This window comes from Nocardia sp. NPDC052254 (assembly GCF_040679495.1).
Classification (GTDB): Bacteria; Actinomycetota; Actinomycetes; order Mycobacteriales; family Mycobacteriaceae; genus Nocardia.
Genome location: NZ_JBFAUW010000005.1, coordinates 271,852 through 295,034, shown reverse-complemented (window position 1 = coordinate 295,034; position 23,183 = coordinate 271,852). Strand labels below are relative to the sequence as shown.

Sequence of the window (23,183 nt, the reverse complement as noted above, 5' to 3'; positions counted from 1 at the left end):
GGAATTCGACGATGGCAGTATCCGACAGCGCCGCTGCCGAACACACTTCGATCGCGGTGATCGGCGCCGGAATCGCCGGAATCGGGCTCGCGGTGTCGTTGCGCGCGGCCGGATTCGAGGACTTCCTCATCCTCGAGCGCGCCGAGGACCTCGGCGGCACCTGGCAGGCCAACACCTATCCCGGCTGCGCCTGCGATGTGCCCTCGCAGCTGTACTCCTATTCCTTCGCGCCCAATCCGGAATGGTCGCGCACCTACGGCCGCCAGCCGGAGATTCTCGGATACCTGCGGGGTGTGGCCGAGAACCACGACGCGGTGCGGCACATGCGCTTCGGTGCCGAGGTGCGGCGGGCGGAATGGGAGGAATCCGAGCGGCGCTGGATCATCCGCACCGACAGCGGCGTGCTCACCGCCGACGTGCTGATCTCGGCGGTCGGCCCGTTCAGCGAGGCCAAGATCCCGAACATGGCGGGCCGGGACAGTTTCCGCGGCAATCAGTTCCATTCGCTGCACTGGGATCATGAGCACGATCTGACCGGTGAGCGCATCGCGGTCATCGGCACCGGCGCCTCCGCGGTGCAGTTCATTCCGGAGATCGCGCCGAAGGCCGGGCGGCTCACGGTCTTCCAGCGTTCCGCGCCGTGGATCGTGTCGCGGCTGGACCGGCCCACGCTGGGCCTGGAACGTGCGCTGCTGCGCCGGATCCCGGCCCTGAGCACCGCCCTGCGCGGGGCCTACTACACCGGGATCGAGAGTTTCGGGCTGGTGGGTTTCGTGGATCGCCGTTTCCGGCATCCGTTCCAGGCGCTGTCGGCGCTACAGCTGCGCCGCCAGGTCGGCGATCGGGCGCTGCGGCGCACACTCACTCCCGACTACATGATCGGTTGCAAGCGCGCGATCTTCTCCGATGCCTACTACCCGGCGCTCACCCGCGACAACGTCGAGGTCGTGACGTCGTCGATCGCCGAGATCCGCCCCGGATCGATCGTCACCACCGACGGTGCGGAGTACCCGGTCGACACCATCGTGTGGGGTACCGGATTCGGAGCGATCCCCGAGCTCTACGACCGGATCGTGGGTGTCGGGGGCCTGTCGGTGGCCGATCACTACCGCCGCCGGCCCAGCAGCTATCTCGGCGCCGCGATCGCCGGGTTCCCCAATATGTTCCTGACCCTCGGCCCGTTCGGCGCCGCGGGGAACCAGTCCGCGATCTTCATGATCGAATCACAGATCGCCTATATCGTCGATGCGCTGAAGACATTGCGCGACAACGGTATCGATCGGGTCGAGGTCCGGCCCGGGGTGCAGCGGCAGTTCCTCGACGAGATGCGCGAGCGCAGTCGCCGGACGGTCTGGCTGGGCGGTGGCTGCGACAGCTACTACACCAACGACAAGGGCGAGAACGCCGGACTGTATCCGAACTGGAGCTTCGAATATCGTCGTCGTGTCGCGACGTTCGACGCGCAGTCCTATCTGATGTCCCGATCCCCGAAGCCCGCCGCGGAGATGAGCAGTATCCGATGATCACAGATCCGTTCGACATGGTGCGTTCGCTGCTGTCGCCGGTGCTCGGCGAGCCCGAGCGGCTCGATCCGCGCGACAAGGTCGTGGTGATCACCGGCGCCGCCGCCGGAATCGGCTACGAGCTGGCCCGCCTGCTCCACGACCGTGGCGCCTATGTGGCGCTGTTCGACATCGACGCCGACGCTGCCCGCGAGCGCGCTGCCGCACTGGGTGTCCGGGCCGTCGCGGTGGGCGTCGATGTCGCCGACCGGGAGGGGGTGCGCCTGGCCATCGGTCAGGTGCGCGAGAATTTCGGCCGGATCGACGTGGTGGTCGCCAATGCGGGCGTGGTGCCGCGCCCGGCCACCGTCCGGCTGATGGACCCACAGGATTTCGACCGGGTGCTCGCCATCAATCTCACGGGCGCCTTCAACACGATTCAGCCCGCACTCGACGATGTCATCGCCCACCGCGGTCATGTCGTGGTGGTGTCCTCGTGCGCGGCCTTCGCCCCCGGTATGGGCGGTTCGCCCTACATGGTGAGCAAGGCCGGTGTGGAACAGCTCGGCCGCGCGCTGCGGGTCGAACTGGGTGGTACCGGCGCCACCGCGGGCATCGTCTACTTCGGTGTGGTCGAGACGGCCATGACGCACGGCACGCTCGACGAGGACGAGCTGGGCGCCGAGATCGGCTCGCTGCTGCCCTGGCCGCTCGATCGGCGCATCACCGCGCGACGGGCCGCGGAGGTCATCGCGGGCGCGGTGGAGCGCCGGGCCGCGCGGGCGATCGCTCCCGCGGGCTGGGAGCCCTACGCGCTGCTGCGCGGTGCGGTGAACGTCGTTCTGGACCGCAAACTCAGTGCCGACGAGCGGGTCCGTGCGCTGACCCGCCGGCTCGAGGAGCGCATCCTCGCCGATCGCGCCCGGTAGCGGGCGCCCCGAATCTGAGGAAAATCATAGGAACGGCACAGTTTGCCGTCAGGCCCGCGCGGCACCATGGATCCCGAGGACGAACTCGGCGAGATGGGGTCTGCGATGGTCGATATCGAGGTCACGGGTACCACGGTCACCGTTCACGTGCGGGGTACGCACCGGTTGCTGGCCCTGTGTGAGCGAGTTCGTTTCGATCTGTCCGAGATCGTCGCGATCGCACCCGCCGAAGTGGATCTGCGTCCACCGTGGGTGCGCGCACCGGGTACCTTCCTGCCCGGTGTCATCGCGGCCGGAATCTTCCGGGGCAAGGGCCGCAAGGAGTTCTGGGACACCCGCTTCGACGGTCGTGGTGTGCGGATCGAGTTGCGCGGCACCGAATTCACGCGAGTCGTGGTCGATGTCGACGATCCGGACGACGTGCGGCGGGTGCTGGCACACGCCGCTGCGGCCTGAATCGGGCGAAATTCGCAGCGCCGCAGCCTCATTGCGACACGCCGACTCGGCGTGGCGTGCGCGACACGCCGAATAGTCTGCCATTACGGCAAATCTGCAGTTTCGCAGATGGTGGTTCATCGACTATGAATGGCATGTGCCGTTCCCACTTCGTGAACACTTGCCGGCCACCGTTTCTCACCGGGCGGTGGTCTAGTTGACCGTCGAACACCCCGGAGAAGATGAGGTCAGGCAGCTCGCGCGACGGGTCGAAAAGGCCCGCGGGCGGCTTGCGTACCAATTCGATCCGGCGCTGACCGAGGCCCTGTCGGAGAACGAACTCCATGCCGAACGTGACCTCGCGGAGAAGATCCGTGAGCAGGAACGCGAGCAGCGCTGGAAGAATGTACAGGCGGCGGCGTCGACGTCCGACCGCGCCAGGCAGACCTCCGAAGCGATCGCGAAGGCCGATATGCGAGATCTGTTGATGGCCCGCAAGGCAATTGCGGCGCAGCGACGAGAATCCAGCCCGCATGCCAAACTGGCCTCCCTGTACCGGCATCGTGCGTGGTCGATGCGTGCCCTCGCGGGCGTCGTCATCGCCGGCATGCTGTGGTCGGCGGTCAACGTCCAGCACAACATCGCCCCCGGCGGTCCCAGTGATCCGCTGTACTGGTTCAGTTATCTGCTCGAAGCGATGATCAGCGTCTGTCTGGTCATCATCATGATCGGCACCAACAAGGTCGCCGAATGGGGCATCCTGCACAGTCGCCGCCAGGTCGCGATGGCCGAACTGGCCCTGCTGGCGCTGACGGTCGGCCTGAACACCTACCCGTATCTGCGTAACGGTGACTGGTACAACGTCGGTGTGCACGCGGTGGCGCCGGTGATGATCGGTGTCGCCCTGCTGGTGCACGACGCGGCCAGTCAGCGCTACGGCCAGGCCATCACCCAGGCCACCGACCAGATCCGTGATCTGCCCGATCCCGCCGAGCAGATCCGTCGCAGCATGCCGACCTTCGTCAGCTTCATCCGCCAGTCGGCACCCGACACCCGTCCCACCTCCGCCGCCCCCATGGCGGCGCTGCCGGGCGCATCCGACACCGCGCCCGCCGAACCGGCGGCCAAGGAATCCGCGCATGTGGAAACCGTCGACCCGGTCGTCGAGCCCGATATCTGGACCCCGAAGACGTCCAGTGCGCGGACCGATTCCACCGACGAGGCCGCCGACGGCAAGAAGAGCAAATCGCCGAAAGCCGAAGCGCTCGACGATGACTCGGATCCGCTGAGCGACTACGACACCGGCCAGTTCCGCATCGCGGACACCCTCGAGCAGGAACTCGCCGAACTCCGGGCCGAGCGCAAGCGTGCGAGGTCCGCGAAACAGCGGGCAGCAGGCGGAGCCATCCTGGACTGATCGGTTCCGGTACCCCTCTCTACGTACCGTCCAGAACAACAGCCCGGCGCATCAGCGCCGGGCTGTTGTCATATCCGGACGGCGTGGCGCGGGTCACATCCCATAGCGAACCGCTACAGTGCCTGCGTTCAGCGCAGTCATGGCCGGTGTTCGGTGTGCGGGTGTGTCTCGCACGGTATGGGAGGCGTGATGAGCATCCGCAGGCCGGCGATCGGCTTCGGTATCTTCGCGATCGTGTCGGTCCTGGTCACGGTGGTGATCTGGAATACCTTGGCCCGCACGGTGGATGGTCCGGTGGACAAGTATTCGGCGATCTTCAGTGACGTGCTGGGACTGCGGCCCAACGACGATGTGCGGATCGCGGGCGTCCGGGTCGGCAAGGTCACCGCGATCGACCTGGATCAGGACCCGAAGACCAACAAGTCCCTGGCGCGGGTGACCTTCATGGTCCAGCGCGATCAGTCGTTGCACACCGATACCAAAGCGCTGGTTCGCTATCAGAACCTGATCGGCCAGCGCTATCTCGCCCTGGCGCCGGGTACCGATCCCGATTCGCACATCATGTCCGCCGGTGGCCGGATCCCCCTCGAGCGGACCGAGCCCTCGTTCGACATCTCGGCCTTCCTCAACGGCTTCCAGCCGCTGTTCGAGAATCTGGCGCCCGAGCAGGTCAACGATCTGTCCACGACGTTGATCCAGGCGCTGCAGGGCGACGGGGTCTCGCTGTCCACCTTCATCACCCAGGCCGCGGCGCTCGCCTCGGACTTCCAGCGTCGCGACGCGATCCTCGGCGACATCATCACCAATCTGTCCGGTGTGATGTCGGGGCTGGCCCGGCGCAGCGGCGAGCTGGAAACCCTCATCACGCAGACGCGCGCGCTCGTCGGCGGACTCTACGACCAGGGGCAGTCGCTCTTGTCGTCGACCGAGCAGATCGGCCGGGCCAGTTCGAGTTTGGTGGCGATGGTGTCGCAGGTGCAGCCGGAGCTGGCGCCCACGCAGAAGTCGGTCGGCAATGCCCTGACCCTGTTGCTCGCCAACGGTGCGAAATTCGACCAGGCCGCGATCGACCTTCCCGGAATCCTTTCCGACGTGGGTAAATTCACCGCCGACGGCGCCTATGCGGCCGCCTATGTGTGCTCGCTGGACATCTCGCTGTACGGAATCCTGTTCCCGCGCGGAATCTGGTCGCAGATCGGTGGCCGGTCGCACTCGGCGGTGTGCCGCCCCTGACCCCGCCGCCCGCGGCGTGCGGGGCCGGAGCGTATCCGCTGGTCAGGCCCGGCCGCGAACTGCCTTGTAGATGAACAGAATGATCACCGCGCCGACGATCGCGCCCAGGAAGGTGTGCTGCACCGGCGGATGCACACTGAACTTGTGCGGGGCGAAGACCAGACTGCCCAGCGTGCCGCCGACGTAACCGCCGACGATGCCCAGCACAATGGTCAGGATCCAGCCGAAGTTCTCCTTGCCGGGGACCAGCAGGCGAGCGATGGCGCCGGCGATCAGGCCGATGATGATCATCGTGATGATACCCATGGTGAAATCTCCTTGCGGGCAACCGGTATGGGGATCCGACGGTAACAAGGATGAGCCCCGATGTGCAGGCGCCTGTGCCGATGTTCACCGGACCGGAGCAATATCGTGTGAAGCGCGGTTTCGGGGGTATTACCCGCGGCACTGCTCCCCATGGATACAGCTCCGCCCCGGGCGATCGAGCCCGGGGCGGATGACTGTCGCCGGTGGCTACAGGTCGGCCGGGGTCTTCTTGGCCACGCTGCGCACCTCGAACGCGTAGACGACCTCCATCACGCCCATGAAGATCAGCCACCAGCCGACCACGAGCGCCAGCACCGTGATCGAGTGGATGGGCCAGACCACCAGGGCGATACCGCCGATCAGCAACAGGATGCCGAAGAAGATCGACCACCCGCGTCCCGGAACCCCCTGCGGTGCTTCGGCCCCGGCGACCATGGCCGCGATGCCGCGGAACAGCCAGCTGATGCCGATCCACAGGCCCAGCAGCACCAGTGAGTTGCCGATGCTGCGGAAGGCGAAGAAGGCCAGGATGAACGACAGGATGCCGCTGATCAGGGTCAGCACCCGGTAACCGGTCCCGACGTGCGGGCCGAATGCGGCGATCAACTGCAAAATTCCGGAGATCAGCAGGTAGATGCCGAACAAGATGCCGGCTACTGCGAGCGTCGGACCGGGCCAGACGAGCACAATGATGCCGACGGCCACCGACAGCAGGCCGATGACCAGCAATGATTGCCATGCGCCACGGGCCAATTGGTGCAGCGGCCCTACATAAACTCCCTCTTTGCTGGTTGTCATGTGGGCAGGATAAGTCCAGTAGATCAAGTAGCGGATGATTAACCAGTATCGAACGAGTTACGGTGTGGGTGTGCCGATGCTCCCGTGAGGTGGCGAAACCGTTCGTTTCGGGCGGGTGGTGCCCGAAATTCGGTCCTCGACTGTCGTGAACAGCGGTTCTCCGGTGCGTGAGCGCGACGTGGTGGCCCGATCCGGAGGGCCGGGCGGCGGTGTTCGTGCTCGCGGGGTGACTCGGGCATCATGTCGCAGCGGCGAGATAGGGTGAACGCGGATATCGCCCCTGTCCGCCGCTGCTGCGTAGAAACGAGGCGTCATGGATCTGAGCCTGCACTATTGGAACTTCTCCACTCCCGCCGATCCGGCTCGCACGGCCGGATCCATCGCCGACAGCGCCCGCATCGCCGAGCAGGCGGGTTTCGCCGAATTCACCGTCATGGACCACTACTTCCAGATGGAGCTGCGCGGATCGGCCGAGGAGCCGATGCTGGAGGCCTACACCACGCTCGGCTATGTCGCGGGACTGACCGAGCGGATGCGGCTGTCGGTGCTGGTGACCGGCGTGATGTACCGGCACCCGGGCTTGCTCGCCAAGATCGTCACCACCCTCGACGTCCTGTCCGGCGGTCGCGGCCAGCTCGGTATCGGCGCCTCCTGGTACGAGCGTGAGCAGCGTGGCCTCGGTGTGCCGCTGGTGCCGATGGGGGAGCGCTTCGAACGGCTCGAGGAGACGCTGCGGATCTGCCTGCAGATGTGGAGCGAGGACAACGGCCCGTATACGGGCAAGTATTACCAGCTGGCCGAAACCCTTTGTGTCCCCGCGCCGCTGACCCGTCCACGCCCGCCGATCCTGATCGGTGGCGGTGGCGAGAAGAAGACGCTGCTGTTCGTCGCGCGCTACGCCGACGCGTGCAATCTGTTCGCCTCCACGCCCGAGGATGTGACGCACAAACTCGATGTGCTGCGGGCGCATTGCGCGGCCGAGGGGCGCGATTACGACGCCATCCGCAAGACCGCGACCTACCTCGGCCCGGTTCTCGACGATCCGGATGCCTTCGTCGCGGATGCGCAACGCTATGCGGCTCTGGGTATCACGCAGTTCGACATCATGCCGGACCGGGATCCGGTGGAGTACACCGAACGGGCGGCGGAGCTGGTGCCGCGGCTGCGTTCACTCTGATTCGCCACGAATGCCGTAGTCGCCGAGGGCCGGTTCCAGTAGATCGAAGATCCGCTCGGCGTCCGCGGTGACGGTTGCCGTGATGTCCGGGCGCGTGGCGCCGGACAGCTGCAGTTCCTGAATGCGGGCGAAAAGAAGCCGGTAGGCCGCGCTCAACTGCGCCGCCGCCGTCCGGCGTAGCAGTTCGTCGCCCGGTAGCACCGCCGCCAGGGCTTGTTCGCGTAGGTCGTGCAGTTCGCGCAGACGTGCGGTGAGCGTCGGGCTGCCGGCGAGCATCCGGCTGAAATCGGGGCCCGAGAATCCGATGTCGGCGGAGTACGCGTCCGTGGCGGAGCGGAATCGGGCCCGAAGGGCGGTGAGCGCCGACTCGCCGCCACCGCGCCGGCTCACCGCGTCGGCGAGAGCGCCGACGAAGTGCTCGTGATGGTCCAGTGCCAGATCTTCCTTGCGTGGGAAGTAGTTGGTGACGGTCTTCTTCGCGACTCGGGCGGCGTCGGCGATCTCCGCGATCGTGGTCGATTCGAAGCCGCGCTCGATGAACAGGCGGGTCGCGGTATCGGAGATTTCTTGACGGGTCTGCTGCTTCTTCGTTTCCCGGAGTCCCGGCGCGGTATTGGCCACCCGAAAATGTTACCACCGACATAAAAATCATCTTGACGTACTTTGTAGTACCGTTCTAATATTGCGTCCGTTGTAAGAAAGGAGGTTCCGATGTTGCCCCGTAACAGCTGCTGATCACCGTCCCGTTCCGGACAGTCCACGGCCGTCGGCCACCCAGCTCGAAAGGCATTGTCAGTGCGCGCAATTCAGTTCTCGGCCCGGGGTGATCGACTTCCCGGCTCCCGCATCGTCGAGGCGCCGCGGCCGCAACCGGAACCGGGGCAACTGCTCGTCCGTACCGAATTGAGCGGTGTCGGCGTCGGGGCGGTACGCATGCTCCGCGCCGACGCCGCGGCGAATCCCGGCGGGGAGATGGTCGGAACGGTCGTGGCGGCCGGACCCGGTGTCGACGAGGCGTGGATCGGCATGCGGGTCGGTGGACTGGTGTTCGATTCGGTACATGCCGAATATGTCTGTGCGGCACCGGCGCTGATCACCGGGATCCCCGAGGGTGTGCACGCGGCGGATGCGCTGGCGCTGGTCCGCGGCGGGCTGGTCGCCCGCGGAGCGCTGCGTGCGGCGGGATCGGTGGCGGGGAAGTCGGTCCTGATCACCGGCGCCGCCAGCGGATCCGGGCATCTGGCGTTGCAGCTGGCCCGGGTGGCGGGCGCGTCCGAGGTGATCGCCGTGGTCGGTTCCGCCGGCAAGTTCGACTTCGTGACCCGGTGCGGCGCCGATCGGGCGCTGAGCTATGACGGGTCGTGGCCCGAGGGGATCGACATCGTCCTCGACGGAGTCGGTGGTGAACTCGTCCAGCGTGGTGTGGACATTCTCGCTCCGCACGGCAGCCTGGTCGCCTTCGGTGGCGGTGGCGGTGCGGTCGATGCCTCCACATTGCTCGGCGGGCTGAAGACCGTCACCGGATTCTCGATGGCGCTACCGTCCCGGACCCGGCCGGATCTGATCGCCGAGGATCGGGCCCGGCTGTGGGAACTGCTGGACGACAGGATGATCCACCCGCATGTGGAGGTGCGCGGCTGGGCGGAGATGGACGCGGTCGTGGAGTCGATCGCCACCCGTCGCAATCTCGGGCGGATGGCCCTCACAGCACCGCTTGAGTCTGAGTGACCTTTCCGACGAGTTTTCCGGCATCGTCGTGGATCTCGGTCTCCACCACGATGAAGCTGCGCCCGGCATGCAGGGGAGTGGCGGTGGCGACCGCATGCCCGGATCGCACCGCGCGCAGGAAGTTGGTCTTCGATTCCACGGTCGTGGTGCCCTGTTTGCCCTCGGGCAGATTCAGGTAGGCGCAGACCGCACCCGTGGCATCGGCCAGCGACATCAGCGCGCCGCCGTGCATCGCACCGCCCAGCGTGCACAGACTCTCGTCCCAGGCCAGGCGGCTGCGCACCAGCTTGGGCCCGTGCTCGAGCACCTCGACACCGAGTTTCGCGGTGAACGGCATGGTGGTGTGGAACAGCTGAGTGCCCTCGGCATCTGTCACGGGCTCGGTATCGCTCATGGGGTCGAGCTTGCCCGCACCGATGTGCGCAGTCCATTACCTCCCGGGTAACGCTCGCGCGGGGGCGGTCGCGCCGGCCACCACTTCTTCGGATCGTGATGCGACCCGAAAGTAACTGGAAGGTGGTCGGCCCGCAGTCTGTCAGAAGCAGTCCGGCGGCGGTCGGCGCGATATCGATGTCTCCGGGCAGTACAGCTAGCCGAGCCGGCTCATGACCGCGCGCGGCAACCGCGGCAGTACGAGGTTCAATGCACGCCAGGGCCATTGCGGCACGCAGGCCCGGACGGGTTCGGCCTCGATCGCGGCGACCATGGCGGCGACGCCGCGGTCGAGCGGGACGATCAGGCGGGCATCCTCGGCCCGGGCGGACATCTCGGTGGCGATGAACCCGGGCTGGACGGTGGTCACCGCGATGGGGTCGGCGCGCAACTCCGTCGCCAAACCCTCACCGAGCGCGGACAATCCGGCCTTGGCGGCCGAGTACGCGGCCTTCTTTCCGGGCAGGCCCCGAACCGCGCTCATCGACGAGATCAACACCAGGTGTCCGGCTCGCTGATCGCGGAAGATCTCGAGGGCGGACTCCGCCTGCGCGAGCGCGCTCACGAAATTTGTTGTGGCCGTCGCGATATTCGCTTGTGCGCGACCGGTACCCAGCGGGGCGCCCCTGCCCAGACCGGCATTCACGACGACACGATCCAATCCGTCGAATTCATCGCGGAATTCGCCGAATACCCGCTCGACCGCGGCATGATCGTCGACATCGAGCGCGCGTACCGATACCCGGATGCCGGGATGTGCCGTGAGCAATTCTTCGCGCAGCGCCCGCAGATTCTCGATGCGGCGGGCGCACAATGCCAGATCGCGTCCCCGGGCGGCGAACTGCCGGGCCATTTCGGCTCCCAGTCCCGCGCTCGCTCCGGTGATGAGGATTCTGCGCCTGATCATGGCACTCACCCTACTGACGATGCGCGTCAGCGGGTCCGGCGCGCACCGGCGGACGGTACGGCCACGAAGAATCGAGGTGGGGTGAAGCCGTCGGCGCGGAATCGCCGGCGGATCGCCGCGGCCACCGAATCGGTGCGCTCGATATCGGTCAGGGCGATGACACTGCCGCCGAATCCACCGCCGACCATGCGCGCACCGTGTGCTCCCGCCGCGAGCGCACTGTCCACCGCGGCGTTCAATTGCGGGGTCGACACCTCGAAATCGTCGCGGAGGGACTGGTGGCCGCTGGTGAGCAGCGGACCGATGGCGCGCGGATCACGCCCGTCGCGCAGGAGTTCGGCCACGGTGAGCACGCGGGCGTTCTCGGTGACCACATGCCGCGCCCGCCGGCGCAGCACCGGATCGGCCAGCCGCAGTGTTTCGCCGGGTTCGCTGATCGCCCGCAGCGAGTGCACACCGAGTTCGTGTGCGGCCGCCTCGCATTCGCGCCGTCGCCGGCCGTAATCGCCGTCGGCCAGCCGATGCGGGGTGTCGGTGTCGGCGACCAGCAGGCGCAGGTTCGCGGCGGTGAGATCGAAGGGGACCTGCGCGGCCTCGCCCGTGGCGAAGTCCAGGAACAACGCATGGCCTTCGGTGCACAGCAGCGAGGCGGACTGATCCAGCGTCCCGGTCGCGGCACCCACATAGGAGTTCTCGGCCGCCCGGCCGATGTCGATCAGTTCGGCGAGCCCGACTCGGGGCGCGAACAGATCACGCATCGCCAGTGCCACCGAACATTCCACCGCTGCCGACGACGACAGTCCGGCGCCGACCGGTACCGCGCCGTCGATGTCGAGCACCACACCGGGCGGCCGATGTCCGCGGCGGGCGAATTCGTGCACCACGCCCAGCGGGTAGCGCGCCCAGCCACCGACCGTCGCGTCACCGAGCCCGGCGATCGGCTCGCGCACCGACCGGCCCGGGTGCTGGCGCGACGTCACGCTCACCATCGCGTCGGTGGTGGCCGTGGCGGTGCAGGTCACGACCTGGGGCAGCGCGATCGGCAGCGCGTACCCGTCGTTGTAGTCGGTGTGCTCGCCGATGATGTTGACCCGTCCGGGCGCCACCCAGACCCCGGCGTTCACCGCACCTCCCGCAACTCCGCGGCGACGGTCTCCGGTGTCGTGTCACTGATGAACACCTGCATTCCCGACTCCGAGCCAGCCAAATACTTCACCTTGTGCGCGGTCCGGCGGATGGAGAACAGTTGCAGGTGCAACCACCAATTCTCCTGTGCTGCGGGAATGCCCGGTGCCTGATTCCAGGCCGCCACGTAGGGCATGGGCGTGTCGAAGCGATGGGCGAAGCGTTGCAGCACATCCAGATACAGCGTGGCGAACCCGTCGCGCTGGGCCTCGTCGAGCTCCGGGAGGTCGGTCACCCGGCGGTGCGGATAGAGCTGGACCTCATAGGGCCAGCGGGCGAACGGCGGGACGAACGCGGTCCATTCCTCGTTGGCCGCCACCACCCGGATCCCGGCCGCCCGTTCGGCGCCGAGCAGATCCCCGAACAGGTTGCTGCCGTGCGCCCGCCGATGCCGCGCCGCATTGGCCGACATGGTGACCGCGCGCGGGGTGGGGAAGGAATAGGCGTAGATCTGACCGTGCGGATGCGACAGGGTGACCCCGATCTCGGCCCCGTGGTTCTCGAAGCAATAGACCTGCGCGACACCGTCGAGTGCGGCCAGTTCCGCACTGCGCTGGGCCCATACATCGACCACCAGCCGGGCCCGCTCGGGCGTCAGCTCGGCGAACGAACTGTCGTGATCGCTGGTGAAGCACACCACTTCGCATCGTCCGAAACCATTGCGCAGCAGCGTCTCCGGTGAACCTTCGACATGATCGGGCAGCTCCACGCGGTCGGTGGACAGTGCGGGAAAGCGGTTCTCGAACACGACCACCTCATAGTCGGATTCGGGAATCTCGGAGGGGCGCCCGGGCCGTGACGGGCACAGTGGGCATTGATCGGCCGGCGGCAGGAAGGTGCGGGTCTGCCGATGCGACGCGATCACCACCCATTCGCCCAGCAGCGGATCGAAACGCGCCTGGGATTGTGTCGCGGTGGGCGGCAGATCGCGGGTGTCGGTCGCGGTACGTGGCACCGGATCGGTGTCGAAATAGATGATCTCGCGCCCGTCGGCCAGCGTCCGACGACTCGGTACCGGAATCGACCGTGGCATCGCATCCCTCCGCTCGAACCCCCGGACTCAGCGGACACTAACACCGGCGCGGCCGAACAAGCTGGCGCGAACTGCGGCGCGGCGCATCCGATCGGATGCGCCGCGCCGCAGTTCGCGCCAGCTTGTTCGGCCGCGGCGCATCCGATCGGATGCGCCGCGCCGCAGTGGCGGTCAGTACTCGCTGCCGAACGGGCCGCCGGGTCCGTAGGAACCGGTGGCCGGCGGTGCGGGCATCATCACCCAGCCGCCGCAATTGCTCGCGTGGAAGGCGACATCGTTGGGCTTGATCAGCACCCGGACCGGCGCGTTGTGGGTGTCGTCGCTGGCGCTGATGTATTTGTTGGGATCGGCGGTATCGCCCGGCGGGGCGATCTCCCACAGGCGCTGCCAGGAGCAGGCATGGGCAGGATCCGCCGGTCCAGCGGACTGGTAGATGCCGGGGGCGATGTCGACACCCACCCGGTAGAGCCCGTCACCGGGAATGCTTGTGGCCGGATCGGCAGCGGCACTGCCGAATCCGAACATCGTCACCGCGGACGCAACGGTCCCGGCGATCACAAACGTGCGTCCACGCACGACGGACCTCCTCGATATCGCATACAGCCGCCGATCGACTATCGCGGCCGGAGAAGATCCCCGAATCTTCCGGGGCCTTGGTTTATCAGAATTCCGATGGCGCCGGACCGGATCGGTCAAATATCTGGAGATTCGACAAAGAAATGCGGATGGTTTCGCCTCGATGGCGAGGCGGTGTCCGGCGGAATCTCGAAATGTCCCCGCGGGATCCCCTCGCGCCCACGGGGACAGCACCGGATCGAGTGCGGTCCGAGGTGCGAGATGGGAAGCTACTGCAGTTTCGGCAATCGATGCAACACGGCTTATGTTTCAGTATTCAATTACTGTTGCGAATGATCGGACTCAGCATTTATCGAGATTTCGATGGCTTCCCTGTATATCAAGGTCCTCGAGATCCCGAAGTGGATCACAGCGATTTTCGGGCAATGGTGTGTGTTCACAGCGTTTTTCGAAAAAATGTGGCTAGCAACACAAACCTTACGGTTGTTTCCGGCGGTGCCGCTCCGGCGATCTCCCTCGGAGATCGGTTCGGTAGCTCCGAAATGTCCAGTTCCGCGACCTCGCCGCCAGGTTGCGCTGCATATGCGAGTTGTCCTGCGAAGATACTGCTGTATCCGCTCATGCAGCGGGGTAACGGTTCGATAACTGGGGTTGCGCATGTGAACTAGCGTTGCCACAGTGAACCACTGGGTTTGATGTTACTAGTGGGAAGGGAGGGGCGCCCCCATCCCGGGAGCGCCGTCCGAACATGAACCATCCACGCATCATCAAGACCGGACTCGGGCTCACCGCCGCCGCGATCACCACCGCCGGTGTGCTGGTGCCGGCCGCCGCCTTCGCCGCGCCGGCCGCGCCCGCGGATCCCGATATGTCCACGAAATTGGCCGGTAAGACGGTATTCCTCGACCCGGGCCATCAGGGCTCCGGCGCTGCCTCCGATCTCGCACGGCAGGTGAACGACGGCCGGGGCGGGACCAAGGAGTGTCAGACCACCGGGATGACGAGCCGGGGCGGGGTGCCCGAACACACCATCAACTGGAATGTGTCCCAGCTCGTCCGCCAGTCTCTCGAGGCGCTGGGCGCGCATGTGGTGCTGAGCCGCCAGGACGACACCGGCTGGGGCGGCTGCGTCGACGAACGGGCCGCGGCGGCGAACAGCTCCGGCGCCGCGGTCGCCGTCAGCATTCACGCCGACGGCGCACCCGAACAGGACCACGGCTTCCACCTCATCGTGCCGCAGCTGCCGATACCGGACGCCGCCGCGAACCAGGCGCAGTCCGGGCCGGGGCTGGTCGCGACCAAGGCGGTGCGCGACGCGTACGTCCAGTCCGGATTCACGCCCGCCAACTACGCCGGCGCGGTCGATGGACTGCAGACTCGCTCCGATATCGCCGGCCCGGCGCTGACCTCGGTGCCCGACGTCTTCATCGAGATGGGCAACGGCGCCAACGCCGACGACGCGGCGATGCTGGAGTCGGCGGACGGTCAGCTCAAACACGCCATCGCCATCACAACCGGACTGGTGAGCTATCTGATTGGTGCGGCTCCGGGCGGAACCTCCCCGGCCTCGAGTCCGGCGGACAGCCCGGTGAACGCCCCGCAGTCGGCGCCCGCCGAGCAATCCGCCCCCGCGCAGCAGTCGGCGCCCGCCGAGCAGTCCACGCCTGCTCAGCAATCCACTCCTGCTCAGCAACCGGCTCCCGCTCAGCAGCAGTCCACGCCTGCGCAGCAGAATTCGGGTGTGCCCGGTTCGGTACCGCAAAACTCGGTGCCGCAACAGGGATCGGCCACCGATGCCCTGCGCGGTCTGTCCCGATCGGCACCTGCGGCACCCGCGCCGGGTGGTACCAACCAGCAGGCTGCTCCGGGCGCGACCCAGCCCGGTGCACCGGCGGGCACCTATCGCACCGCGCCGGGCGCCTATTCGAAGACCGATCCCGGAACCTCCGGCACCACACCGGGACAGTCGTCGAGTCCGGGAAGTCCGGGGACCAGTGCGCAGGCGCTGCCGGGGCAGGCGGGAACCGGTACGCAGAGCAGCCCCGACAACTCGGCCGCGGGCACGCTCACCACGACCGCGATGCAGTTGCTGCTGCCGCTGGCGAAGTCACTCGGCCTGGACGACAACGGGCTCGACTCGGTCCTGGTCAACCTCGCCTACACCCTGGTCTCCACCCTCATGGGGTCGAGTAAGTAACTCGACCTCCGATCGTGCCCGTCCCTGCGCACGAGGGGCGGGCACGGTCGTGCCGGGACCTGGGTAAGCTCGGCCGAATGGATCGGCGCATACCTGTTCTGGTGGTCGCGGGATTCCTGGGCGCGGGCAAGACCACCCTGCTGAACCGGCTGCTCCGCCGGCGCGAGGCCCGGATCGGGGTGGTGGTCAACGACTTCGGCGCGGTCAACATCGACGCCATGCTGGTCGCGGGGCAGGTCGACGCGATGGTGTCACTCGGCAACGGTTGTGTGTGCTGTGCGGTCGATGTCACCGAACTCGACGACATGTTCGCGCGGCTCACCGAACCGCGTCACGGTATCGACGTGATCGTGGTGGAGGCCAGCGGTCTGGCGGAACCGCGCAATCTGATCCGGATGGTCGTGGGCAGTGACAATCCGCGCATCCGCTACGGCGGCCTGGTCGAGGTCGTGGACGCCGAACACTTCGACGACTGCCGTGCCCGTCATCCTGAACTGGCCAAGCATCTGCGCCTGGCGGATCTGATCGTGCTGAACAAGGCGGATCGGGTCGGCCCGGAGCGACTCGACGAGTTGCGTGCCGAACTGATCGAGATCGCCGCAGGTGTACCGGTCCACCCCGCCGCGCACGGCCGCATCGATCCGGCCCTGCTGTTCGACCTGCCGGACAAGGACGAATCGCCGGTGGCGCAACAGTTGTCGTTCGATGAACTGCTCGACGATCACGATCACGACGAGCCCGGTCACCACCACCTGCACGACGGGTACGACAGCGTCTCGTTCACCAGCGCCACCGATCTCGATCCGCGGAGTCTGGTCGGCTTCCTGGAGGATCCACCGGCGGGTCTGTTCCGCGCCAAGGGCACGGCGGCATTCGGCGTGCGCGGGGAGAACCGGAAGTTCCTGCTGCACATGGTCGGTCGCCATGTGGTGTTCGAACCCGCGCCGTGGTCACGTGGCGAGACTCGCGAAACCTGTCTGGTACTCATCGGTTCCGGGCTGGACACCGCCGCGGCCACCGCTCGCCTGCGCGCCACCGCGCACACCGCCGCCGAACCGCTGGACGAACAGGCACTGCTGCCGGTCTGGCGCCATGTGCCACGCGAGATCGGCGACCGGAGTGCGTGAATGTCGGGCAGCGGCTCGATGATCCGGCCGGGCCCCGCGCCGTCCGAGGTCCGGCCGATCGAGCCGGATGTGGTCGATGCCGATACCGGCCCAGGATCCGGAACGACGTCGGCATCGAGCGCGGCGACGGTGGTCCAGATCTCGCGGTGACCGGTGCGGCCGCGGTCAGCCGCAGGCATTCACCCACTCGGACATGCCGTCGGCGAAGAGCTGGCGTTTCCAGATCGGTACCTCGTGTTTGATCCGGTCCACCAGCTCCGCGCAGATGGTGAAGGCCTCCCGGCGATGCGGTGCCGCCACCGCCACCGCGATCGCCGGATCGCCGACGGTGAGTGAGCCGATACGGTGCACCGCCGCCACCGGCAGGCCCGACTCCGCCGTCATCTCGGCGCAGACCCGCGCCAGGAACTTCCCGGCCTCCGGGTGCGCCGAGTATTCGAGTGCCGAAACGGCTTGTCCAGCATCGTGATCGCGGACCTTGCCGGTGAAGACGACGACTGCGCCGTGCTGGGGGCCGGTGACCGCTTCCTCCACCTCGTCGGGGTCGAGTGGCTGATCACTGATACGGGTGAGCGGCGTGTACTCACTCATGACGTCCTCCTCCGGCGACCTGGGCCAGCAGATGGTCCAGCAGCGGTTCCAGGACCGCGATCCCGTCCCGGACCCCGCCCGGCGAACCGGGCAGATTCACGATCACCGTAGCGCCGGACAACCCCGCCACGCCACGGCTCAACGCGGCCAAGGGGAATGCGGCCGTGCCGCGCTGCCGAATCGATTCGGCGACACCCGGCAGCTCCCGATCCAGCACGGCCAGTGTGGCTTCGGGAGTGGCATCGGTGGGCGAGGCGCCGGTTCCCCCGGTGGTGATCACCAGACCCGGTCCGCCATCGAGCGCGTCACGCAGACCGGACGCGATCTCGGCATCGGCGTACACGAGCGGGCCGCGCACCGAAAAACCCAGGCCGGCAAGCCAATCCGTGAGCACCGGGCCCGTCTTGTCGACCCGGGTGCCGGCCGCGGCGCCGGTGGAGGCGACCACCACGACAGCGGAACGAGAGCCCTCCTCGCCGTGCGCGTGGCCGGAATGTCCCGAAGTCCGCGGGTCTCCGAGATCGTGCCCGTGCGGATGGCCGTGCAGCACAACGGGACTCGATGTGGGGTTGCGGGCCGGGCCGGGCAGGTGCTCGGTGGTGTCCTGTGCTGCGGTTCGAGGGCCGGCTCCGGGTCGTTCCCAGTGACCGTGCTTGCCGCCGTCCTTGGTCAGCAACCGCACGCCGTCCAGGACCGCGGCCGGGTCCACCGCCTTGACCATGTCGTGCAGTGTCAGCCCCGCGACGGCGACCGCGGTCAGCGCCTCCATTTCGACTCCGGTCGGGCCCTTGGTCTTGGCGCGGGCCTCGATCGTGATGGCGTCATCGGTGAAATCGAACCGCACGTGCACCGACGACAATGCCAGCTGATGACACAGCGGGATCAGTTCCGAGGTCTTCTTCGCGCCCGCTATCCCGGCGATGCGTGCCGTGGCGAGCACATCGGCCTTCGGCATGTCGTCGGCACGGACCAGCGCCACCACCTCAGGGGTGGTCCGCAGTACACCGGCGGCGACCGCGACGCGGGTGGTCTCCGTCTTCGCGCTCACGTCGACCATGCGCGCCCGGCCTTCGGCGTCCAGATGCGACAGACCACCCTGATCGGGATGCGGCAGACCTTCGGCATTCACCTTCGACTCGCTCACAGTTCGCGCACCCGCACCGGTGCACCGGCCGCCACCGCGGTGACCTCCGGCGGAATATCGATGAGGACATCGGCCTGTGCCATCGCGGCCACCAGATGTGATCCGGGGCCCGAGACCGAACGCACCCCGGCGCCCTCGCGCCGCCCGCGCAGGAATTGCCGCCGCCCGGCCGGTGACCGCACCGGATTCAGCAGCGCCACTTCACTGTCCGGCACCGGCGCCAGCCCACTCAGCAGCCGCAGGATCGGCCGGGCGAACACCTCGAACGACACCATCGTGCTCACCGGATTACCCGGGAAGCTCAAGATCGGGACACCGTCGACCACACTGACGCCCTGCGGGCCACCCGGCTGTACCGCGACGGATCCGAACTCGCCGCCGAATTCCGCCAGCACCTCCTTGACGACCTCGAAATCGCCCTGTGACACACCACCCGAGGTGAACACCACATCCGCCGCCGCGGTGGCCGCCGACAGTTCGCGGCGGAACTGCGCCGGATCGTCGCGGCTGTGCGACACACTCACCACGTCGATTCCGTTGGCGCCCAGCGCCGCCGCGAGGGCGATGCCGTTGGAGTTGTAGATCTGCCCCGGCCGCAGCCGCGCACCCGCGGGCATCAGTTCGTCCCCGGTCGTCAGCACCGCCGCGCGCACCCGCCGGGCCACCGGCACCGATGCGATCCCCACCGCGGCCAGCGCCGCGATCCGCTGTGGTGACAGCAGTGCCCCGGCGGCGATCAGCAAGTCGCCCCGCCGGATATCGGTGCCCGCCTCGCGGACGAAGTCGCCCGCGCTGCGGCCCCGTTCGATCAGCACCCGGCTGCCGTCGGAGCGGGTGTCCTCGACCGGCACCACACAATCGGCACCCGGCGGAACCGGCGCTCCGGTCATCACCTTGATCGCGGCTGCCTCGGGCAGCCGTTCCGGACCGCCCTCACCCGCCGCGACCACGGCGGCGACCGGCAGTGTCACCGGCGTGACGGCCACCGAGGACGCGCGCACCGCATAGCCGTCCATTCCGGAATTGCGGAACACCGGAAGATCCAGCGGCGAAGCGACATCCTCGGCCAGTACCCGCCCCCCGGCCAGCGGCACTCCCACCCGCTCCACATCGCGCGCGGCCAGCGGGCGCAGCAACTGTTCGATGCGCTCACGGTGATCCTCGACGGACCGAGCCGCCGCGGTGCTGGGCCGGTTGGTCATAGAGGTCAGCCTAGCCGCGGGTTTCGGGAGGACCCGAGGTGCCGGTCGGCTACGACCCGGGACCAAGCGGCACAACCCCGGGAAGTCCCGCCCCGGAATCACCACAGCACGACAACTGCGGATTGGCCCCGGGACACCAGGTCACCTCATCGGCACACAGCAAGGTAAACGTTTCCGACACGGTGCTCCCGAGTGGGTTTCGGCCCGCCTCGATTCTGGACTGCCGGAGCGGAGGAGCGAAGCGGAGGAGCGGAGAAGGGAAGAATCGAGGCCCAGAGGGCCGAAACCCCGCCGAAGCGAAGCGGAGGCCAAAGATACAGCCGAAGCGAAGTCCAAAACACCTCCCCTCACAGTCGCCGAGTCCTCGGACGTGAGATGGGGGTGATGTCCATAATGGTGGGGTGACCGTCGTTCTCATGGGGATTCCCGCCGTCCGGGGTGGGCGGCCCTCGATGGACGGCCGGCCCGGCACCGACCTGCTCGTGGATCGATTCGGGCGCACCGCCCGGGACCTGCGGGTGTCGATCACCGAGAAATGCTCACTGCGCTGTACCTATTGCATGCCCGAGGAGGGCCTGCCCGCCATCCCGGCCGACGAACTGCTCTCCGCCGAGGAGATCGTGCGGCTGGTCGCGTTGGCGGTGCGCCGGCTCGGGGTGCGCGAGGTGCGCTTCACCGGTGGTGAGCCGCTGATGCGACGCGATCTCGAGGAGATCCTCGCGGGCTGTCACAGCGCGGTCCCGGGTACGCCCCTGGCGATCACCACCAATGGTGTCGGTCTGCAGCATCGGGCCCGTGGGCTCGCGGACGCCGGACTGGGCCGGGTCAACGTATCGCTGGATACCGTCGACCGTGCCGGATTCGCCCGTCTGACCCGCCGTGATCGGCTCGGTTCGGTGTTGTCGGGTATTCGCGCCGCGCATGCGGCGGGGCTGTCCCCGGTCAAGGTCAATGCCGTCCTGATGCGCGAAACTCTGTCCGGCGCAGTCGATCTGCTGCGCTGGTGCCTGGCCGAGGGCTGTGAACTGCGGTTCATCGAGGAGATGCCGCTCGACGCCGATCACGAATGGGCCCGCGCGAATATGGTCACCGCCGCCGAACTGCTCGAGGTCCTGGGGGCCGGTTTCACTCTCACCGCGGCCGGGCGCACCGATCCGGCGGCGCCCGCCGAAACCTGGCTGGTGGACGGCGGCCCGGCCACCGTCGGCATCATCGCCTCGGTGACCAGGCAGTTCTGTGGTGATTGCGATCGCACCCGGCTGACCGCGGACGGCATGATACGGTCCTGCCTGTTCAGCGACCAGGAATACGATCTGCGCTCACTGCTGCGCGCGGGTGCGACCGACGAGGAACTCGCACAGCGCTGGCGCGGTGCGATGTGGAACAAATGGGCAGGGCATGGCATCGACGCCGCCGATTTCGTGCCGCCGGAACGCACGATGGGGGCCATCGGTGGTTGAGGTCCGATATTTCGCCGCGATCGCCGACGCGGTCGGCGCTTCGAGTGAACAGCTCGACCTGCCCGATGCGGCGACGGTCGCGGATCTGCGCGCCGCGTTGCTGGCGGCGCACGGGACGGATCTCGAGCGGATGCTGAAGGTCTGTGCCTACCTGGTGGGCGACGAGCTCACTCGCGACGACAACGCCCAAGTGGGAGTCCGGGTCGACGTGCTGCCGCCATTCGCCGGCGGCTGAGCCCGTTCAGGCCCGCTGCCACCAGGTGTCCAGCGGTGTCGCCGGGACGGTGCGCTTGTGCCGGGTGTTGCGGAAGATGGTTTCGAGGCGTTCGGCGACCTCCGGTGACACGTCCTTGCCCTCGAGGTAGTCGTCGATCTCGGCGTATTTCAGGCCGAGCGCGACCTCGTCCGGCAGAGCCGGACGGTCGTCCTCGAGATCGGCGGTGGGCACCTTCTCCCATACGCTCGGCGGTGCGCCCAGTTCCTGCAGCAGCGCCGCGCCCTGGCGTTTGGTGAGTCCGGTGAGCGGCGTGATGTCCACACCGCCGTCGCCGTACTTGGTGAAGAAGCCCGTCACGGCCTCGGCCGCGTGATCGGTACCGACCACGACCAGATTGAGCTGACCGGCGATGGCGTATTGGATCACCATCCGCTCGCGGGCCTTGATGTTGCCGCGCACGAAATCACGCAACTGCGCGTCCTCGCCCAGCAGTTCGCGCACACCCGTGGCGGTCGCGGCCGCCACCGCGTCGGCGCCCGGCTTGACGTTCACCTCGACCGAACGGTCGGGGGTGATGAAATCCAGAGCGCGCCGGGCATCCTCGGCATCGGCCTGATCGCCGTAGGGGAGCCGGACCGCGACGAAGGTGGCCTCGCGGCCGCGGGCCCGCAACTCCTCGGCCGCGAGCTGGCACAGCTTGCCGGCCAGGGTGCTGTCCTGGCCGCCGCTGATGCCGAGAACGAAACCCGTTGCCGGCGTGGAACTCAGGTAGTCGGCGAGGAATTCGACGCGCCGCCGCACCTCGAGTTTCGGTTCGATCTCGGCGACAACGCCCAGTTCGGCGATGATCTGTTCGCGCAGGTTCCCCATGCGCACACTCTACTGGGCAGGTGTCACCAGCGCGCGGACCACCTTTTCCCAGTGATCGGCGATCCGCTCGGGCGGATGACCGGCCACCCGGATCTGATGCAGGACCAGCGCGGCGTCCAGGTTGGCCAGCAGCGTATCGGCCAGCAGCGCGATGTCACCGGTGGCGCCGAGCTGCCGGAGCAACAGCGACACATGGGTTTTGGAGATGTTGTAGGGGGCGGAGGCATAGCGCCCGGATTCGTCGGCGGCCCGGCGCATCTCGCCCTCCACCTCGATCCCCGCCAGCCGGGCGCGACCGAAGGCGATGAGCCGCTGTAGCGGTGGCGCGCCCGGGCCCAGTGGTGGCGGCCCGAACATGAACGCCGCCTGCAGTTTCTGTTCGGACTGGTCCAACAGTGCCAGCATCAGCCCGGCGCGATTTCCGAACCGCCGGAAGACGGTGCCCTTACCCACCCCGGCACGCTTGGCGACCGCGTCCATGGTGACGCCGTCCGCGCCGAATTCGCGGACCAGCTCCTCGGCCGCGTCGAGCAGCAGCTGCCGGTTGCGTGCGGCATCGCTGCGCTCGGAGAACTCGGCCACCGGCAGGGCGAGGGCCTGCCTCGGCAGTTCCACCGACAGGGCCTCGAGCGGGAGTTCGGCCGGAAGCGAGTCCGTCGCGAGCAGCGATGTATCGGCTGCTCGCAGGGTCGATGACGAGGAGGAGTCCGACCCCTT

Annotated in this window: 23 protein-coding genes and 1 pseudogene; 11 read left to right on the top strand and 13 right to left on the bottom strand. The window is 67.6% G+C overall.

The window, feature by feature from the left end:
- Positions 1-11 precede the first annotated feature (11 nt).
- The 5 genes from AB0L57_RS15830 to AB0L57_RS15810 all read left to right on the top strand — a co-directional run bounded on the left by AB0L57_RS15830 (position 12) and on the right by AB0L57_RS15810 (position 5,516).
- Complete coding sequence (locus AB0L57_RS15830; RefSeq protein WP_364961909.1) at positions 12-1,523, top strand: NAD(P)/FAD-dependent oxidoreductase; 1,512 nt, start codon at positions 12-14, stop codon at positions 1,521-1,523.
- Positions 1,520-2,431 (top strand): short-chain dehydrogenase/reductase, encoded by a 912-nt coding sequence (locus AB0L57_RS15825; protein ID WP_364961907.1) that lies wholly within the window; start codon positions 1,520-1,522, stop codon positions 2,429-2,431. Before AB0L57_RS15830 ends, AB0L57_RS15825 begins: the two co-directional genes overlap by 4 nt.
- Before the next feature lie 42 nt (positions 2,432-2,473).
- On the top strand, positions 2,474-2,887 hold the full coding sequence (locus AB0L57_RS15820; RefSeq protein WP_364961905.1) for a hypothetical protein: 414 nt from the start codon (positions 2,474-2,476) through the stop codon (positions 2,885-2,887).
- A gap of 196 nt (positions 2,888-3,083) precedes the next feature.
- A complete protein-coding gene (locus AB0L57_RS15815; protein WP_364961903.1) occupies positions 3,084-4,283 on the top strand; it encodes a hypothetical protein in 1,200 nt (399 codons plus the stop codon).
- Between the two features lie 189 nt (positions 4,284-4,472).
- Positions 4,473-5,516 carry an MCE family protein gene (locus tag AB0L57_RS15810; RefSeq protein WP_364961901.1) on the top strand — a complete coding sequence of 348 codons (1,044 nt, stop codon included), beginning with the start codon at positions 4,473-4,475 and terminating at the stop codon, positions 5,514-5,516.
- A 42-nt stretch (positions 5,517-5,558) separates the two neighbouring features.
- Here AB0L57_RS15810 and AB0L57_RS15805 read toward each other — a convergent pair whose 3' ends face one another.
- Positions 5,559-5,822 (bottom strand): GlsB/YeaQ/YmgE family stress response membrane protein, encoded by a 264-nt coding sequence (locus AB0L57_RS15805; protein ID WP_364961899.1) that lies wholly within the window; start codon positions 5,820-5,822, stop codon positions 5,559-5,561.
- A gap of 207 nt (positions 5,823-6,029) precedes the next feature.
- Positions 6,030-6,620: a DUF308 domain-containing protein gene (locus AB0L57_RS15800; RefSeq protein WP_364961897.1), complete on the bottom strand. Its 591-nt coding sequence runs from the start codon at positions 6,618-6,620 to the stop codon at positions 6,030-6,032.
- 313 nt (positions 6,621-6,933) lie between these two features.
- On the opposite strand from AB0L57_RS15800, the gene AB0L57_RS15795 reads away from it, so the two are divergent.
- On the top strand, positions 6,934-7,797 hold the full coding sequence (locus tag AB0L57_RS15795; RefSeq protein WP_364961894.1) for an LLM class F420-dependent oxidoreductase: 864 nt from the start codon (positions 6,934-6,936) through the stop codon (positions 7,795-7,797).
- Here the strand turns inward: AB0L57_RS15795 and AB0L57_RS15790 are convergent.
- Positions 7,789-8,418, bottom strand: a complete 630-nt coding sequence (locus AB0L57_RS15790) for a TetR/AcrR family transcriptional regulator (protein ID WP_364961892.1) — start codon at positions 8,416-8,418, stop codon at positions 7,789-7,791. The two genes, AB0L57_RS15795 and AB0L57_RS15790, sit on opposite strands and share 9 nt — an antisense overlap.
- Before the next feature lie 174 nt (positions 8,419-8,592).
- Between AB0L57_RS15790 and AB0L57_RS15785 the strand changes: the two genes are divergently transcribed.
- A complete protein-coding gene (locus tag AB0L57_RS15785) occupies positions 8,593-9,525 on the top strand; it encodes a zinc-binding alcohol dehydrogenase family protein (RefSeq protein ID WP_364961890.1) in 933 nt (310 codons plus the stop codon).
- Here the strand turns inward: AB0L57_RS15785 and AB0L57_RS15780 are convergent.
- The 5 genes from AB0L57_RS15780 to AB0L57_RS15760 all read right to left on the bottom strand — a co-directional run bounded on the left by AB0L57_RS15780 (position 9,500) and on the right by AB0L57_RS15760 (position 13,658).
- Positions 9,500-9,919, bottom strand: a complete 420-nt coding sequence (locus tag AB0L57_RS15780; protein WP_364961887.1) for a PaaI family thioesterase — start codon at positions 9,917-9,919, stop codon at positions 9,500-9,502. The two genes, AB0L57_RS15785 and AB0L57_RS15780, sit on opposite strands and share 26 nt — an antisense overlap.
- Before the next feature lie 195 nt (positions 9,920-10,114).
- Positions 10,115-10,864 (bottom strand): SDR family oxidoreductase, encoded by a 750-nt coding sequence (locus tag AB0L57_RS15775; RefSeq protein WP_364961885.1) that lies wholly within the window; start codon positions 10,862-10,864, stop codon positions 10,115-10,117.
- A gap of 26 nt (positions 10,865-10,890) precedes the next feature.
- Positions 10,891-11,988 carry a galactokinase gene (gene galK / locus AB0L57_RS15770; protein ID WP_364961883.1) on the bottom strand — a complete coding sequence of 366 codons (1,098 nt, stop codon included), beginning with the start codon at positions 11,986-11,988 and terminating at the stop codon, positions 10,891-10,893.
- On the bottom strand, positions 11,985-13,046 hold the full coding sequence (gene galT / locus AB0L57_RS15765; RefSeq protein WP_364962430.1) for a galactose-1-phosphate uridylyltransferase: 1,062 nt from the start codon (positions 13,044-13,046) through the stop codon (positions 11,985-11,987). The genes galK and galT overlap by 4 nt, the downstream gene beginning before the upstream one ends.
- A gap of 207 nt (positions 13,047-13,253) precedes the next feature.
- Complete coding sequence (locus tag AB0L57_RS15760; protein ID WP_364961881.1) at positions 13,254-13,658, bottom strand: hypothetical protein; 405 nt, start codon at positions 13,656-13,658, stop codon at positions 13,254-13,256.
- Positions 13,659-14,406: 748 nt separating this feature from the next.
- Here AB0L57_RS15760 and AB0L57_RS15755 point away from each other — a divergent pair.
- Positions 14,407-15,342, top strand: a pseudogene (locus AB0L57_RS15755) (N-acetylmuramoyl-L-alanine amidase); the annotation flags it as partial.
- A 590-nt stretch (positions 15,343-15,932) separates the two neighbouring features.
- Complete coding sequence (locus AB0L57_RS15750) at positions 15,933-16,982, top strand: CobW family GTP-binding protein (RefSeq protein WP_364961879.1); 1,050 nt, start codon at positions 15,933-15,935, stop codon at positions 16,980-16,982.
- A 165-nt stretch (positions 16,983-17,147) separates the two neighbouring features.
- On the opposite strand, the gene AB0L57_RS15745 is transcribed toward AB0L57_RS15750, so the two are convergent.
- From AB0L57_RS15745 to glp, 3 genes are read right to left on the bottom strand one after another with little or no spacing between them, the layout of a single operon-like run.
- Positions 17,148-17,573, bottom strand: a complete 426-nt coding sequence (locus AB0L57_RS15745) for a molybdenum cofactor biosynthesis protein MoaE (RefSeq protein ID WP_364961877.1) — start codon at positions 17,571-17,573, stop codon at positions 17,148-17,150.
- Positions 17,566-18,687 carry a bifunctional molybdenum cofactor biosynthesis protein MoaC/MoaB gene (gene moaCB / locus AB0L57_RS15740; RefSeq protein WP_364962427.1) on the bottom strand — a complete coding sequence of 374 codons (1,122 nt, stop codon included), beginning with the start codon at positions 18,685-18,687 and terminating at the stop codon, positions 17,566-17,568. The genes AB0L57_RS15745 and moaCB overlap by 8 nt, the downstream gene beginning before the upstream one ends.
- 26 nt (positions 18,688-18,713) lie before the next feature.
- The gene (gene glp / locus AB0L57_RS15735; protein WP_364961875.1) at positions 18,714-19,919 is read right to left on the bottom strand and encodes a gephyrin-like molybdotransferase Glp; all 1,206 of its coding nucleotides are present in this window, start codon (positions 19,917-19,919) and stop codon (positions 18,714-18,716) included.
- A gap of 401 nt (positions 19,920-20,320) precedes the next feature.
- On the opposite strand from glp, the gene moaA reads away from it, so the two are divergent.
- A complete protein-coding gene (gene moaA / locus AB0L57_RS15730; RefSeq protein WP_364961873.1) occupies positions 20,321-21,379 on the top strand; it encodes a GTP 3',8-cyclase MoaA in 1,059 nt (352 codons plus the stop codon).
- Positions 21,372-21,614: a MoaD/ThiS family protein gene (locus AB0L57_RS15725; RefSeq protein ID WP_364961871.1), complete on the top strand. Its 243-nt coding sequence runs from the start codon at positions 21,372-21,374 to the stop codon at positions 21,612-21,614. Before moaA ends, AB0L57_RS15725 begins: the two co-directional genes overlap by 8 nt.
- 6 nt (positions 21,615-21,620) lie before the next feature.
- Here AB0L57_RS15725 and nadE read toward each other — a convergent pair whose 3' ends face one another.
- Both nadE and AB0L57_RS15715 read right to left on the bottom strand, forming a co-directional pair.
- Entirely contained in the window at positions 21,621-22,466 is an 846-nt protein-coding gene (gene nadE / locus AB0L57_RS15720; protein WP_364961869.1) for an ammonia-dependent NAD(+) synthetase, read from the bottom strand.
- 9 nt (positions 22,467-22,475) lie between these two features.
- On the bottom strand, positions 22,476-23,075 hold the full coding sequence (locus AB0L57_RS15715) for a helix-turn-helix domain-containing protein (protein ID WP_364962424.1): 600 nt from the start codon (positions 23,073-23,075) through the stop codon (positions 22,476-22,478).
- Between the last annotated feature and the right edge of the window lie 108 nt (positions 23,076-23,183).